We start from the raw sequence: 12,414 nt of genomic DNA, 5'->3' as shown, positions 1-12,414 counted from the left end.
CGATTGTACGACTGCCACTTAAGCGTGCCGCACCCGGAAACGAGTGTTCAGCCGCTAACAATTGCGCCTCGGGCCGCGCCGACGCGAGACGTTTTTGCCCGCAGGGGTTCTTTTGACGCCAATGAGCGACAGTGACGCCGCTGATCGGGCCCGACGCGCCGCTACGATGCACGACTCGTTCGAGTCTCGGACGGAGGACGAATACGCCGTGACAACCACCGTCTTCGACGCCGACGTGTCTGTCGGCGGTGCCGACGGATCGGCCGTTTTCGACGTCACCGTCCACGTCCCGATGCTCGATGCCGTGACGACAGATCGCGTCGCGCCGGTCGTCGAGGACGGCTGGTTCGACACCTTCTCACTTCGCGTCGAGGACGTCGACGGCGTGCTGCGCGGCATCGACGATATCGCGGTGGCTGTCGAACGCGACGGGGACGAGGCGACTGTCGGGGCCGAACTCGTCGACATCGATGCCAACCGGGCCGCCGACAACGCCGTCGCGGTCGTCGAGTACGTCGAAGGGACCTACGTCGAGGGAATCATTCCCGGGTACGACTACACCGAGCCCGTTACCCACCTGATCCAGCGCGCCTCAGACACTGGTGGCGGGACGCAGGGCGGCACGCCGCTGTAACCCGGCCGTCCGGACTCACTCCTTCGCGATGTACGTCTGCGTGCTCTCGATGCCGTCGAGTTCGTGTACCGTAGTCGCGACTGTCTTGAGCTCCGAGGGATCGTCGACCTGCGCCTTCGCGACGTAGTCGACATCGCCGGCGACGACGCTCACGTGCTCGACCCCCTCGTCGACACCCTCGATTGCGGATTTCAGCCGATCGACGTCGCCGCTCGACGCAGTGACGAGCACGTAGGCAGTCGGCATCAGGCCGCTCCCTCCCCCGTCTCCGTTTCGGGTGCGAGCGTCTCGCCGACGATGAGTTGCCGGACCTCTTCGAGAACGTCGAACTCTGCCAGCACCGCGACCCGATCGCCGACCTCCAGCGAGTCGTCTTCCAGCGGGAGTCCCATTGGCTCGTCTGCCTTCCCGAAGGCGAGAATCCGACTACTGGCTGGGAGGGCGACCTCTTCGATGGTGTAGCCCTGCATCGGCGACGACTCTGTGACCGTCATCAACACCACCTGGAGGCTCTGTGCGACGTCCGCGATGGCGCGGATCGATCCGCCGAGCAGTGCGTTCTTCGCGCCGAGCGCTCCGATTCGTTCGGGGTAGACCACCTCGTCGACCTCGTCGGCGAACTGCTGATAAACTTCCTCTCGGTGCTCCTGATCGACGCGCAGGACCGTCCACGTCCGGTGATGCTTGGCGATCGAACACGCCGCGAAGTTGACGTTTAGATCGCCCGTGAGGCCGCCCAGGCCATCCGCGTCCTCGATGCCGGCCTCCGAGAGGACCTCCTCACGGGAGCCGTCCCCGTGGACGACCTCGAACCCAGATTCGCGTGCGCGCTCGACCCTGTCACGGTCCCGCTCGACGATCGTGATCTCGTGTCCCTCCTCCCGCAGGACCCGAGCAGTCCGAAGCCCGACCCGACCTGCACCAATGATAACGAACCGCATACGTGGACGTATATTCCGTGACCTGAATAATGTTTCTCTGGTGGCCGTCCACCTGGCCCCGGCGCAGTCGTCGGACGAGAACCGACAGACGGCCGTGAGATGATGCCCCGGCCGGAACTCCCACAACGCATATGTCACGGTACATCATACCATACTATATGGTACGTGCTTTCGTGATGGTGAAGACGGACTCCGGCAGGGCCGATGGCGTCGTCGAATCGGTCCGCGACCTCGCGGCGGTGAGAGAGGCGCACGTCGTCGCGGGTGGGTACGACGTCGTCATCGAGACCGATGCCGACGCCGTCTACGACGTACTCGACATCTCTTCGACACAGATTCAGGAACTTGGCGATGTCACCGACACGACGACGTACATCGCGATGGACTGAGCGGGACCCACAGGGCGGCCCTTCTCCGGCAAACGCTCCGAGAGTTCTGCAACGAGTTCGACGCTGTCTCCCTCGGAATCGTTGTGCCTGTCGGTCTCGCGGAGTTGGCGTTCTCTGCCGTCCTCGCTCCCGACCCACACCATCCGCCGACCGTCCACCTCGGCTTCGCGGGTCACTTCCAGACCGAGCAGTTCGGCGTAGAACCCGACCGTCGTCTCTGTACCCGTCACGTCAATGACGAGCGCGCCGAGGGCGGGGTCACGTCCCGACCCGAACGCGTAAAGACCGCGCCGGTCCAAGAGCCGATATGGTCTCGGTCATCGGACTCGTGCTCTTCGGGGTGGTGCTCGTGATTCACACCCTCCTGGCGGCGGTACTGACCCGATTCTTCCGGCTCCGCCTGAAGACGCAGTGGGGCTACGTCATCTACTCGTTCGTGCTCACTCCCGTCGCGCTGCTCATCACGACGCTGATCTTCTTCGGCGTGTTTCCGATCGGCTCCTCGCTGAACCTCGGCGCGACGACGCTCGTGGGTGCCGCAGTGGGACTCCCGCTAGCGCTTGGGTTCACTATCGACACGCTCTACGTCCCCGCGCCGGAGGAGTACGAACTTCCAGAGCGACGCGGCGACGACCGTTCCTGACTGTCGTCCGATTCTACCTGTCGTCGGCTGCGAACCATCGGCCGCTTCTATCCGTCATCCGCCCCGAACCAACGCCTGCTCTCCAGCCTCACCGTCATTCAATGGCGAACGCTTCGACGTGTTCGGTGACCGCGCTGATGACGTCGGGGAGCGGCTGTGCGGCGTCGACGCGGGCGAACCGCTCGGGCTCGGCATCGATGAGTCGCTCGTAGTTCTCACTGACGCGTTCGAGGTGCGCCACGCGCTCGAACTTGTTCGTCGCGCCGGCGCGTTCGGCCGCCGTCTCCGGGTCGACGTCGAGGTAGATCGTCAGATCCGGCGGATGCGAGAAGGCCGCGTGGATCTCTCTGACGTACTCAAGCGGGTCGCGGCCGCCGGCCAGATACGAGTCCGCGAGCGAGGCGGCCTGGTAGGCGAACCGCGAGTCCGAGTAGCGGTCGGAAACGACAAGTGATCCGTCCGCGAGCGCGGGTCGGACGACGCGCGAGAGGTGATCAGCGTGGTCGGCGGTGAAGAGAAAGAGTTCGGCGAGGGGGTTGGCGTCGTCGTCGCCCATCGACCGCGCGACGGACTCACCGTACCACGACTCAGTCGGCTCGCAGGTGAAGACCGCCTCCGGAAACTCCTCTCGCAGCGCCTCCCAGGCACTGGTTTTCCCGCTTCCGTCGAGACCCTCCAGCGTAACGAGCATACGTTGCCCTCGCGGGTGCCGAGGTAAAACTCACCCGGGTTTCGGACCGGATGATGTCTGTTGGGAGTCTGCCCCGGACACCCACTGTCCTGCTGTCAGCACGGCTCGGGGTCCCGGCTCTGTCCCTCGAATCGGCAGTTACCTTTACACCGGACGACGAAGACGTACGAACGATGAAAGCACTCGTCGTCGGTGGCAGCGGGTTTATCGGTACCACACTCTGCCGGGAACTGAAAGAGCGGGGCCACGAAGTGACGGCCCTCTCCCGAAGGCCCAGCAGCAAAGACCTCCCTGCCGGCGTCAACCGGGTTATGGGAAACGTCCGCGAGTACGGATCGATCAAAGAGGCGTTCAAAAATAACGACGTCGTCTACAACCTCGTTGCGCTCTCGCCGCTGTTCAAACCGAGCGGCGGCGACGAGATGCACGACCTGATCCACCGGCAGGGAACCGAACACGTCGTTCGCGCAGCAGAAGAGCACGACGTCGATCACCTCGTCCAGATGAGCGCGCTGGGTGCCGATCCCAACGGCCCGACCGCCTACATCCGCTCGAAAGGCGAGGCCGAGGAGATCGTGGCCGAGTCCGCGGTGGACTACACGATCTTCCGTCCTTCCGTGGTCTTCGGTGACGGCGGCGAGTTCGTCTCGTTCACTAAACTGCTTGCGCCGCCGTACGTGAGCGCGCTGCCCGGTGGTGGCAAGACCCGATTCCAGCCCATCTGGGTCGGGGATCTGGTCCCGATGCTCGCCGACGCCGCCGAATCCGACGAACACGTCGGCCAGACCTACGAGATCGGTGGTCCCGACAAACTCACCCTCGCCGAGATCGCGCGACTGATCCACGAGTCCGACGGCCGCTCGACGACCATCGTGCCGGTCCCGATGGGTCTGGCGAAGATCGGTCTCACCCTCGGCGACGCGATTCCCGGGTTCCCGATGGGGAAAGACCAGTACCGCTCCTTGCAGTTCGACAACGTCACCGACGACAACGACATCGGCGCGTTCGACGTCGGAACCGGGGAACTCACCACGTTGCGAGCGTACCTCAACGACCAGATGGGCGACGCTGCCGCAGGAGCGACCGCAGCGACGTCGGGATGATTTCGGGTCCGATTCGACCCCGATCGCAGGGCTATCAAATATAAATACTGAGAAATACAGCCGGTACTCGATCGGAACGAATCCTAACGGCTCGTTAACACCCCGACGCTGTGATGCGATTTTTCCGACTAATCGCTGCTCCCATCGGTTTTAGACCATCACAAGGTTTATGTCCGCGTTCGCACTGTAATATATCCAATGGCGAGGGGAGCTGATATATGAAGCTTGCAATGATTGGATTCGGGCAGGCTGGGGGAAAAGTCGTCGACAAGTTCGTCGAGTACGACAAACGTCACGACTCGAACATCGTTCGGTCGGCCGTGGCCGTCAACACGGCGAAGGCGGACCTGATGGGACTCGAACACATCCCGGAGGGCCAGCGGGTCCTCATCGGACAGTCGCGCGTGAAGGGTCACGGCGTCGGTGCCGACAACGAACTCGGGGCCGAGGTCGCCGAAGAAGACATCGACGAAGTCCAGGGCGCCATCGACAGCATCCCGGTCCACGAGGTCGGCGCGTTCCTCGTCGTCGCCGGACTCGGCGGCGGCACCGGAAGCGGCGGCGCACCCGTGCTCTCGAAGCACCTCCAGCGAATCTACACCGAGCCCGTCTACGGGCTGGGGATCCTGCCCGGGAGTGACGAGGGCGGCATCTACACGCTGAACGCGGCCCGGTCGTTCCAGACGTTCGTCCGCGAGGTGGATAATCTGCTCGTCTTCGATAATGACGCCTGGCGAAAGACCGGCGAATCCGTCCAAGGCGGATACGACGAGATCAACGAAGAGATCGTTACGCGCTTCGGCGTCCTCTTCGGGGCCGGCGAGATCGGCCACGGCGGCGAGGTCGCCGAGAGCGTCGTCGACTCCTCGGAGATCATCAACACCCTGGCTTGTGGCGGCGTCTCTACGGTGGGGTACGCCTCCGAAACGGTCGAGAACGAATCGTCGAGCAGCGGGCTCCTCTCGCGAATCACCGGCGGCAACGAAGAAAAGAGCCTCGACACCGCTCACACCACCAACCGCATTACCTCTCTCGTCCGGAAGGCAGCCCTCGGCCGACTAACGCTCCCCTGTGAGATCGAAGGTTCCGAACGCGCCCTCCTCGTGCTGGCCGGCCCGCCGAGGCACCTCAATCGGAAAGGAATCGAGCGCGGCCGCAAGTGGATCGAAGAGCAGACCGGCAGTATGGAGGTCCGCGGCGGCGACTACCCGATACGGGACTCCAACCGCGTCGCGTCCGTCATTCTCCTCTCCGGCGTGACGAACGTGCCCCGGATCAAGGAACTCCAGCAGGTCGCTATCGAAGCCCAAGACAACATCGACGACATCAGAGAGGAGAGTGCAGACAATCTCGAGAATCTAATCAACGATGACGAAGACGAGTTGGAGTCGCTTTTCTAAGCTCGCGCTGGCCTGTCTCTTCGTCCTCTCCGTTGCGACGGTCCCCGCCGCCGGCGTCTCGGTCGGTGACACGGATGTGACCGACGACGCAGAGGTCGGTAGTCAGGTCAACGCGACTGTGACACTAACAAACTTGTATCAGAACCCGACACTGGAATCGTGGACGCTCGCGGGTACCACGGAGTTGACCGAGGTGACCTGGACCGTGATGTACTTCGACCAGACCGGAGCGCGGGTCGATCAGGAGTCTTTCGACGGCCAGTCGTTCTCGGGGGCGGAAATCGCCACCGCTGACGGGACCAGCGAGGTCCGCGTTCGCGTCACCGGTGTCGTCCCGGAAGTCGGAGGTTACTCGTACGACCCTGCGCAGTCGTTCACCGTCCTCTCGCTCGAACAGACCCGTGAGGGCGGCTCAAACAACGCGATCGACGAGTGGACGGCGGTCCACTACACGGAGCAGAGCCGTGAGGCCCGAAACGCGATCGACGACGCCTCCGCCAGCGTCTCTTCGGTGAACTCTCAGGAGGCCGAGCGATCGCTGGGGAACGCCATCGACGCGTACAACGGCGGCGAGTTCGGACTCGCCATCGACCTTGCTGAGCAGGCTCAAGAGCGAGCCCAGCAGGCCCAGCAGTCGAATCAACTGATGCAACTCGCGCTGTACGGCGTCGGCGGACTGGTCGTAATCGGCCTAGCCGTCGGTGGGTTCCTCTACTGGCGCTCCCAGCAGCAGGGGCAAGACAAACTCGGCTGAGCGTTCCCTCGCCCCCTTCTCTCAGATGGACGTGATCGTTCCCTTCACTGATCGCGACCCCAAAAGCCGCCTGAAACCAGTTCTGGGCGCCGCAGAGCGACGCAAGTTCGCGTTCGCGATGCTTCAGGACGTCGTGACGACAATCGAAGCCACCGGTCACGAGCCAGAACTGCTCGTGCCGCGACCGCTGGACGTGGCCGAGAGCGCGGCCGATACCGCCGCGAAGGCGTCCGAGGCGGCCGAAGACGACGCTGTTCCGGAGTCGGTCGCCGATCGCCCGACAATCGTCGACGATCGGCCGCTGACGCCGGCGGTGAACGGCGTCCTGTCCCGGGTCGCGGACGGCGACACCGCGGCGGTCGCCATCGTGATGGCCGACCTCGCGCTCGCAACGCCGACAGCGCTCCACCGACTATTCAGCGCGGGGGGGGACGTCGCAATCGCTCCGGGACGCGGCGGCGGCACGAACGCCCTCGTCGTCCGTGATCCCGGCTTCGCGGTCGATTACCACGGGACTTCGTACCGGGATCACCACCGCGCGGCCGCCGAAGCCGGTCTCGCGGTCGGCGTCGTCGACTCGATGCGGCTCGCAAGCGACGTCGACGAACCGGCAGACCTCGTCGAAGTCCTCCTCCACACCGACGGCCGGTCGGCAGCGTGGCTCCGCGAGGCGGGGTTCGAGGTCGACGACAGCGAGAGCCGGGTGGGAGTCCAACGCGGGACTGAGTAGACTGGCGTCTGCTGGCTCCGTCGGGAAGTGGGCGTACAGTCGGCACCCGAAGTTCACACTCGTCCCGCGCCGACGTGCCGAGCAACCGCGACCCGACGCGGGGCATCTCTCAGCGCATACGGACGCTGGCCTCGTCTCGGTATATGAATCTTCGTGGCCGCGGCCGGAGCACGACAGTTTTGTGTCTCCCCGCACGAGAAACGGCTACGATGTTCTCAGGGGCCGACGCGTATCAGGGTGAGCTCGCTGCCGAGATTTCGATCCGGGAGTCCGCCGTTGAGCGCCTGCTCGCGGTGACGCCCGACGACGTCGCGGCGGCCTCGGAACTCACCTTCGCGCGAAACGTCTTTCTCCCGTTGACGACCGCCTGCCGCTACACCTGCACGTACTGCACGTACTACGACGTCCCGGGCGAAGCCACGCTGCTCTCGCCCGAGGATGTCAGATCGCAACTCCGCGTCGGTTCCGACGCCGGGTGTACGGAGGCGCTCTTCACCTTCGGCGACGCGCCGGACGACCGGTACACGCAGATCCACGACCAGTTGGCTGAATGGGGCTACGACGACATCCTCGAGTACCTCCGGGACTGCTGTGAGATCGCGCTCGAAGAGGGACTCCTCCCGCACTCGAACCCGGGAGATATCACCGAACCAGATTTCGAGCGACTCGGGCCGGTGAACGCCAGTATGGGCGTGATGCTGGAGACGACGGCGGACGTCGACGCACACGCTGGTGGCCGGCGGAAGACGCCCGGCCAGCGGCTCAACACCATCCGCGCGGCCGGTGAGATCGGCGTCCCATTCACGACCGGACTGCTCGTCGGCATCGGCGAGACCTGGCGTGACCGCGCCAAGAGCCTGCTGGCGATCCGGGCGCTGCACGAGCGCTACGATCACGTGCAGGAAGTGATTGTCCAGAACGTCGTCCCCAACGAGCGCTCGGACTTCCAGCGTCCCAGCGTAGAGACGATGCGCCGCACTGTGGCGATGGCCCGGGCCGCGTTGCCAGCAGAGATTTCGGTGCAAGTCCCGCCGAATCTCTCGCCGACGCGAGAACTGCTTGACTGCGGCGTCGACGATTTGGGTGGGGTCTCTCCAGTGACCGAGGATTACGTCAATCCCGACTACGACTGGCCCGCCCTCCGCGAACTGACTGATATCGCCGCGTCGGCCGACGTGCCGCTGTACGAACGGCTCCCGGTGTACGACCGCTACCTCCCGTCCGAACTCAGGCGAACGGACTTCGGGGGCGCGGGCGCTGCGGGATCCTGGCTCTCGGAGCCGATTGTCGCCGCGATTACCGCCGACGACGTCCACGGCGCACGCTACCGAGGGGTCGCACAGCGCGATGGGCCCCTGTCGGTCGAGGTACCGGCGACGTCGAGCGGATCAGCCGACTGACCGGGGGCTCCGACGGGCGGTGGCCCCGCTCAGATTCCGAGCCACTCGGGCACTCGTTTTCGGACGAGCGTGTAGCCGAACGCGACGAGGACTCCACCGACGACGAGTGCGCGGATCAGGCCGTCGAAGGCGACAGCGGCCGGAACTGCGAGGACGAGCGTGAGCGCGAAGTCCTCCGGGGCACCGTCGTAGCGGATCAGATAGCGCGGCCGGAGCCAGGTGCGGCGCGGATGGAGGTAGACGGCGCGCTGGGAGGTCCGCTTCCACGGGCGGAGTTCGTCGCCCGCCCCCAGCCAGTCCGACGCCGAGTGGAGGCCGGCGGCGAGGAAGAACAGGGCGGCCCCAACGGCGAACGGACCGGGATAGAGGACCGCTACTACGGCGGTGACGGCACCCGCGAGCGAGTAGTAGATCGGAAAGTGCAGCGTCTTGCGATGGACGCCGACGAACAGGTCCACGTCGGGGAGGATACCGCCGAGGACGGCCCCGACGGCCGCGGGGAGTGCGAACGCGGGCGCGACTACCGCCACCGGCGCGGCCAGGAGGAGTCCGGCGGCCACGTGTGTGGTGACCATCATCACCCGATTGAAGGAGTCCGACAGACTTGAGTCTGACCGCAGGCTGTCGCGTGGGCGACGCTCACTCCGAACTCAGTCGTCGGCGGGCGTCGGTTCGATTCTATCGGCGCCGCCGCGCCCGTCGAGCAACGGCGTGCCGTCCGCACGCGGTCCGAGGCGCGGCCCGAGTGGGTTGTCGTCGGGGTCGACGACGCGCTGAGTCCGGTAGTCAGTCGAGCGTTCGACCGCGGGCCGCCCGATGGCTGCGGCCATCTCCACGTAGTCCGCGACCGAGCGGAACTCCCCGTAGGTGCCGCCGGCGCGCGTCGTGATCTCCTCGGAGAGGATCGTTCCCATAAAATCGTTCGCGCCGCAGTTGAGCAGTTTCAGTCCCTTCGCGTTGCCGAATTTGACCCACGAAGCCTGCACGTTCTCGATGTTGTCGAGGAAGAGCCGCGACACTGCGATGACCAGTTCATCCTCGGCGTCGCTCGCGCCCCCGCCGACGACGCCGCGCTCGTAGAGCGGGGTGTTCTGGTGCACGAACGACAACGGGACGAACTCCGTGATGCCGCCGAGTCGGTCCTGGAGGTCGCGGACCGTTTTCAGGTGGTGGATCCGATGGGCGGCGTTCTCGACGTGCCCGTACATCATCGTCGCGGTCACGTCGAGGCCGGCCGCCATCGCGCCTTCCATCCCCGCGATCCACTCGTCGCTGGAGATCTTCCCCGGACAGATCACGTCCCGGACTTCCTCGACGAGGATCTCTGCGGCTGTTCCCGGCGCGGAGTCCAGTCCCGCCGCTTTCAACTCCCGGTAGACCGCCTCGTAGGACCAGTCGGTCCCCCGGCGAGCGTGGGCGGCCTCCTCGGGCGTCATCGAGTGCAGGTGGACGTCGCCGACGGACATTGCACGCATCTGGTCGAGGTAAGTCCCCGGATCGGTGTCGTAGACGGCGGGCGGTTTGTAGTCGACCTCGCGGGCGGGGTCGTCGAACGACTTGAGGATCTCGTGGTGCTCGTCGCTCAGGGCGAACGCGGGGTGGAGTCCCGAAACCGACGTCACCTCGTAGATCCCCATCTCGAGCGCGTCGGTGACAATCGACCGCGACTCCGCGGGCGTCTTCGTGAAACCCGCGTGCTCACCGTCGTTCGCGGACTCGAACTGGTGGGCGGTGTCCTTGAAATTGCAGAACAGACAACCCGTGTTGCAGGCGGTCGTGACGTTGTTGTTCAGGTTCGCGACGAACGTCACGTCCTCGCCGACGACCGAGGCGCGCCGGCGGTCGGCGGCTTCGAGTACCTGTTCTTTTCGGACGGGATCGATCCCCCTGTGCTCGGTCCCGGTCGCGATGAGCTCGATTCCGTCGTCGACAGTCAGACGCCCGCCCGCTCGCGCTTTCGCCAGCGCGTTCTCGAACGACTGGTCGGTCTCCGGAACGATGTCGAAGTGGAAGTCGGCGTCGGAGTCGGCACCGAGAGGGGCCTCCGATGGTGCCGGTCGCTCGCGCATATGATTTATATAACGCGTCAGTGGATAAAAAACTGCGAGATACCGGAACATCCCGCCAACCGGTACTGCTCCGTCACGTCCGGAATCGGTAGTACACGGAATAGGCGACTGACTCACAGGGCCCGCCCGGGAGTGGAAGGCTTCTTGTGCGATGGCGACGCCAGTTCGGCGTATGACGAGCGTCAAGGAGTTCCGCGTCGAGACGGAGCCGACGGCGACTGCGGTGGGCCGCGGGCGGTTCGTCTTCACCGACCAGTACTCCGTTTTCGACTGGGGGAAGATGCCCGATCACGTGCCCGAGAAGGGCGCGTCGCTGTGTACGATGGGTGCGTACAATTTCGAGCGACTCGAAGCCGAGGAGATTCCGACGCATTACCTCGGCGTCGTCGATCCGGGGAGTGACGACGCGGCCGACGACGCCGATCCCGCCACCGACCCTCTGCTACTCGACGAGTGCGACGCCCCGCCGACGGAGATGGCAATCGAACTCACACAGGTTCCGGCCCTCCCCTACCTCGGCGACGATGACTACGACTACGACGCGTACCACGACGCCGCGGGCGAGAACTACCTGATCCCCTTGGAGGTTGTCTTCCGCAACACTGTCCCCGAGGGGTCGAGCCTTCGCTCGCGCGGGACACCCGCGGATTACGGCCTCGACCGCGAGTCGTGGCCCGACGGCGTCGTCGCCCTCCCCGAACCGGTCGTCGAGTTCTCGACGAAGTACGAGGAACAGGACCGATACCTGGACTGCGAGGAGGCGGACCGGATCGCCGGGACAGCCGATCTCGACGAACTCGAATCCCTCGCACTCGCCGTCAACGACGTGCTGAACCGCGAGGCCGACGCGCGCGGGTTCGTCCACGAGGACGGCAAGATCGAGTGCCTCTACCAGGGAGGCGAGGTCGCGGTCGCCGACGTAGTCGGGACGTTCGACGAGAACCGGTTTTCGTACCAGGGCCAGGAAGTCTCGAAGGAGGTCGTCAGGCAGTATTACAAGCGCACGGATCCCGAGTGGATCGAGGCGGTCTCCGCGGCAAAGTCGCAGGCCCGTGAGGCGGGCGTCGCCGACTGGCGGGACCTCTGTGAGCGTTCGCCCGACCCGCTGCCCGCCGAGGTCCTCGACGCCGTCTCGGATCTCTACGCTGCCGGAACGAACGCGTACACCGGGACCGACTGGTTCGACGCGCCGGCGGTCGAAACCGCGGTCGATCACGTCCGCGACCTCTGATCGGCGGTGTCGTCGAAGACTCCTCGGACGAGCCGTCGCTCGTCGGCCGCCCCGATCGTCGCCGTACAATCGAAGACGACCCCGAGGACGAGCGCACATTCACGTTCGTGCACACCCGTGGGAGTCCAAAACGACTTTTACACACGACCGCGCACGTCGGAGCAATGACGAGCTACACCGCGACGGTGACCGTCCGCCTCAAGCGGGGCGTGCTGGACCCCGAGGCCGAGACGACAGAGCGCGCGCTCGAGCGCCTGGGATTCGAACTGGAGTCGCTTCGCTCGGCGGACCAGTTCGAGGTCGACCTCGACGCCGACTCCCCCGACGCGGCGGCCGACCGGGCCGACGAGATGGCCGAGCGCCTCCTCGCGAACCCGACCATCCACGACTACGACGTCGAGGTGAGGGAGGCGGAATGACCGTCGTCTC

General features: G+C 65.3%; 17 protein-coding genes. 10 read left to right on the top strand and 7 right to left on the bottom strand.

Translation table 11 applies throughout. The features are described from left to right. The first annotated feature begins 121 nt into the window (after positions 1-121). Complete coding sequence (locus ABEI27_RS00805) at positions 122-634, top strand: DUF5813 family protein (protein ID WP_375797518.1); 513 nt, start codon at positions 122-124, stop codon at positions 632-634. A gap of 15 nt (positions 635-649) precedes the next feature. On the opposite strand, the gene ABEI27_RS00800 is transcribed toward ABEI27_RS00805, so the two are convergent. After that, a complete protein-coding gene (locus tag ABEI27_RS00800) occupies positions 650-880 on the bottom strand; it encodes an Lrp/AsnC ligand binding domain-containing protein (protein ID WP_375797517.1) in 231 nt (76 codons plus the stop codon). Further along, positions 880-1,575, bottom strand: a complete 696-nt coding sequence (locus tag ABEI27_RS00795) for a potassium channel family protein (protein ID WP_375797516.1) — start codon at positions 1,573-1,575, stop codon at positions 880-882. The genes ABEI27_RS00800 and ABEI27_RS00795 overlap by 1 nt, the downstream gene beginning before the upstream one ends. A gap of 158 nt (positions 1,576-1,733) precedes the next feature. Between ABEI27_RS00795 and ABEI27_RS00790 the strand changes: the two genes are divergently transcribed. Next, positions 1,734-1,964 (top strand): Lrp/AsnC ligand binding domain-containing protein, encoded by a 231-nt coding sequence (locus tag ABEI27_RS00790; RefSeq protein WP_375797515.1) that lies wholly within the window; start codon positions 1,734-1,736, stop codon positions 1,962-1,964. Here the strand turns inward: ABEI27_RS00790 and ABEI27_RS00785 are convergent. Next, entirely contained in the window at positions 1,913-2,263 is a 351-nt protein-coding gene (locus ABEI27_RS00785; protein ID WP_375797514.1) for a hypothetical protein, read from the bottom strand. The genes ABEI27_RS00790 and ABEI27_RS00785 overlap by 52 nt on opposite strands. An 8-nt stretch (positions 2,264-2,271) precedes the next feature. Here ABEI27_RS00785 and ABEI27_RS00780 point away from each other — a divergent pair, with 8 nt between their 5' ends. Continuing rightward, positions 2,272-2,607: a hypothetical protein gene (locus ABEI27_RS00780; protein ID WP_375797513.1), complete on the top strand. Its 336-nt coding sequence runs from the start codon at positions 2,272-2,274 to the stop codon at positions 2,605-2,607. 94 nt (positions 2,608-2,701) lie between these two features. Here ABEI27_RS00780 and tmk read toward each other — a convergent pair whose 3' ends face one another. After that, positions 2,702-3,298: a dTMP kinase gene (gene tmk / locus ABEI27_RS00775; RefSeq protein ID WP_375797512.1), complete on the bottom strand. Its 597-nt coding sequence runs from the start codon at positions 3,296-3,298 to the stop codon at positions 2,702-2,704. A 173-nt stretch (positions 3,299-3,471) separates the two neighbouring features. Here tmk and ABEI27_RS00770 point away from each other — a divergent pair, with 173 nt between their 5' ends. From ABEI27_RS00770 to cofG, 5 genes are all read left to right on the top strand, one after another. Next, the gene (locus tag ABEI27_RS00770; RefSeq protein WP_375797511.1) at positions 3,472-4,401 is read left to right on the top strand and encodes a complex I NDUFA9 subunit family protein; all 930 of its coding nucleotides are present in this window, start codon (positions 3,472-3,474) and stop codon (positions 4,399-4,401) included. A 218-nt stretch (positions 4,402-4,619) separates the two neighbouring features. Next, on the top strand, positions 4,620-5,801 hold the full coding sequence (locus ABEI27_RS00765) for a tubulin/FtsZ family protein (RefSeq protein WP_375797510.1): 1,182 nt from the start codon (positions 4,620-4,622) through the stop codon (positions 5,799-5,801). Beyond that, entirely contained in the window at positions 5,770-6,555 is a 786-nt protein-coding gene (locus ABEI27_RS00760) for a hypothetical protein (RefSeq protein WP_375797509.1), read from the top strand. The genes ABEI27_RS00765 and ABEI27_RS00760 overlap by 32 nt, the downstream gene beginning before the upstream one ends. 25 nt (positions 6,556-6,580) lie before the next feature. Beyond that, positions 6,581-7,285 carry a 2-phospho-L-lactate guanylyltransferase gene (gene cofC / locus ABEI27_RS00755; protein WP_375797508.1) on the top strand — a complete coding sequence of 235 codons (705 nt, stop codon included), beginning with the start codon at positions 6,581-6,583 and terminating at the stop codon, positions 7,283-7,285. Positions 7,286-7,494: 209 nt separating this feature from the next. Continuing rightward, complete coding sequence (cofG, locus tag ABEI27_RS00750; protein WP_375797507.1) at positions 7,495-8,685, top strand: 7,8-didemethyl-8-hydroxy-5-deazariboflavin synthase subunit CofG; 1,191 nt, start codon at positions 7,495-7,497, stop codon at positions 8,683-8,685. Positions 8,686-8,714: 29 nt separating this feature from the next. Here cofG and ABEI27_RS00745 read toward each other — a convergent pair whose 3' ends face one another. After that, positions 8,715-9,263, bottom strand: coding sequence for a metal-dependent hydrolase (locus ABEI27_RS00745; RefSeq protein WP_375797506.1), 549 nt, complete (start codon positions 9,261-9,263; stop codon positions 8,715-8,717). Positions 9,264-9,335: 72 nt separating this feature from the next. After that, positions 9,336-10,754 (bottom strand): 7,8-didemethyl-8-hydroxy-5-deazariboflavin synthase subunit CofH, encoded by a 1,419-nt coding sequence (gene cofH / locus ABEI27_RS00740; RefSeq protein WP_375797505.1) that lies wholly within the window; start codon positions 10,752-10,754, stop codon positions 9,336-9,338. A gap of 172 nt (positions 10,755-10,926) precedes the next feature. Here cofH and ABEI27_RS00735 point away from each other — a divergent pair, with 172 nt between their 5' ends. Next, the gene (locus ABEI27_RS00735) at positions 10,927-11,985 is read left to right on the top strand and encodes a phosphoribosylaminoimidazolesuccinocarboxamide synthase (protein WP_375797504.1); all 1,059 of its coding nucleotides are present in this window, start codon (positions 10,927-10,929) and stop codon (positions 11,983-11,985) included. Here ABEI27_RS00735 and ABEI27_RS00730 read toward each other — a convergent pair. Then, positions 11,967-12,098, bottom strand: a complete 132-nt coding sequence (locus ABEI27_RS00730) for a hypothetical protein (RefSeq protein WP_375797503.1) — start codon at positions 12,096-12,098, stop codon at positions 11,967-11,969. The genes ABEI27_RS00735 and ABEI27_RS00730 overlap by 19 nt on opposite strands. Positions 12,099-12,149: 51 nt before the next feature. Here ABEI27_RS00730 and purS point away from each other — a divergent pair, with 51 nt between their 5' ends. Next, positions 12,150-12,404: a phosphoribosylformylglycinamidine synthase subunit PurS gene (purS, locus tag ABEI27_RS00725; RefSeq protein WP_375797502.1), complete on the top strand. Its 255-nt coding sequence runs from the start codon at positions 12,150-12,152 to the stop codon at positions 12,402-12,404. Positions 12,405-12,414 lie beyond the last annotated feature (10 nt).

Origin of the sequence: Halobellus sp. (genome assembly GCF_042218505.1) — an archaeon.
In the GTDB taxonomy this organism is placed as follows: domain Archaea; phylum Halobacteriota; class Halobacteria; order Halobacteriales; family Haloferacaceae; genus Haloquadratum.
The sequence above is the reverse complement of the archived record's forward strand: the minus strand, read 5'-3'. Positions and strand labels throughout refer to the sequence as shown.

What these genes read in the sequence shown, in the direction of transcription:
- ABEI27_RS00805 (WP_375797518.1), top strand. Translation starts at nt 122, where the DNA reads ATGAGCGACAGTGACGCCGCTGATCGGGCCCGACGCGCCGCTACGATG.
- ABEI27_RS00800 (WP_375797517.1), bottom strand. Translation starts at nt 880, where the DNA reads ATGCCGACTGCCTACGTGCTCGTCACTGCGTCGAGCGGCGACGTCGAT.
- ABEI27_RS00795 (WP_375797516.1), bottom strand. Translation starts at nt 1,575, where the DNA reads ATGCGGTTCGTTATCATTGGTGCAGGTCGGGTCGGGCTTCGGACTGCT.
- ABEI27_RS00790 (WP_375797515.1), top strand. Translation starts at nt 1,734, where the DNA reads ATGGTACGTGCTTTCGTGATGGTGAAGACGGACTCCGGCAGGGCCGAT.
- ABEI27_RS00780 (WP_375797513.1), top strand. Translation starts at nt 2,272, where the DNA reads ATGGTCTCGGTCATCGGACTCGTGCTCTTCGGGGTGGTGCTCGTGATT.
- tmk (WP_375797512.1), bottom strand. Translation starts at nt 3,298, where the DNA reads ATGCTCGTTACGCTGGAGGGTCTCGACGGAAGCGGGAAAACCAGTGCC.
- ABEI27_RS00770 (WP_375797511.1), top strand. Translation starts at nt 3,472, where the DNA reads ATGAAAGCACTCGTCGTCGGTGGCAGCGGGTTTATCGGTACCACACTC.
- ABEI27_RS00765 (WP_375797510.1), top strand. Translation starts at nt 4,620, where the DNA reads ATGAAGCTTGCAATGATTGGATTCGGGCAGGCTGGGGGAAAAGTCGTC.
- ABEI27_RS00760 (WP_375797509.1), top strand. Translation starts at nt 5,770, where the DNA reads ATGACGAAGACGAGTTGGAGTCGCTTTTCTAAGCTCGCGCTGGCCTGT.
- cofC (WP_375797508.1), top strand. Translation starts at nt 6,581, where the DNA reads ATGGACGTGATCGTTCCCTTCACTGATCGCGACCCCAAAAGCCGCCTG.
- cofG (WP_375797507.1), top strand. Translation starts at nt 7,495, where the DNA reads ATGTTCTCAGGGGCCGACGCGTATCAGGGTGAGCTCGCTGCCGAGATT.
- ABEI27_RS00745 (WP_375797506.1), bottom strand. Translation starts at nt 9,263, where the DNA reads ATGATGGTCACCACACACGTGGCCGCCGGACTCCTCCTGGCCGCGCCG.
- cofH (WP_375797505.1), bottom strand. Translation starts at nt 10,754, where the DNA reads ATGCGCGAGCGACCGGCACCATCGGAGGCCCCTCTCGGTGCCGACTCC.
- ABEI27_RS00735 (WP_375797504.1), top strand. Translation starts at nt 10,927, where the DNA reads ATGACGAGCGTCAAGGAGTTCCGCGTCGAGACGGAGCCGACGGCGACT.
- purS (WP_375797502.1), top strand. Translation starts at nt 12,150, where the DNA reads ATGACGAGCTACACCGCGACGGTGACCGTCCGCCTCAAGCGGGGCGTG.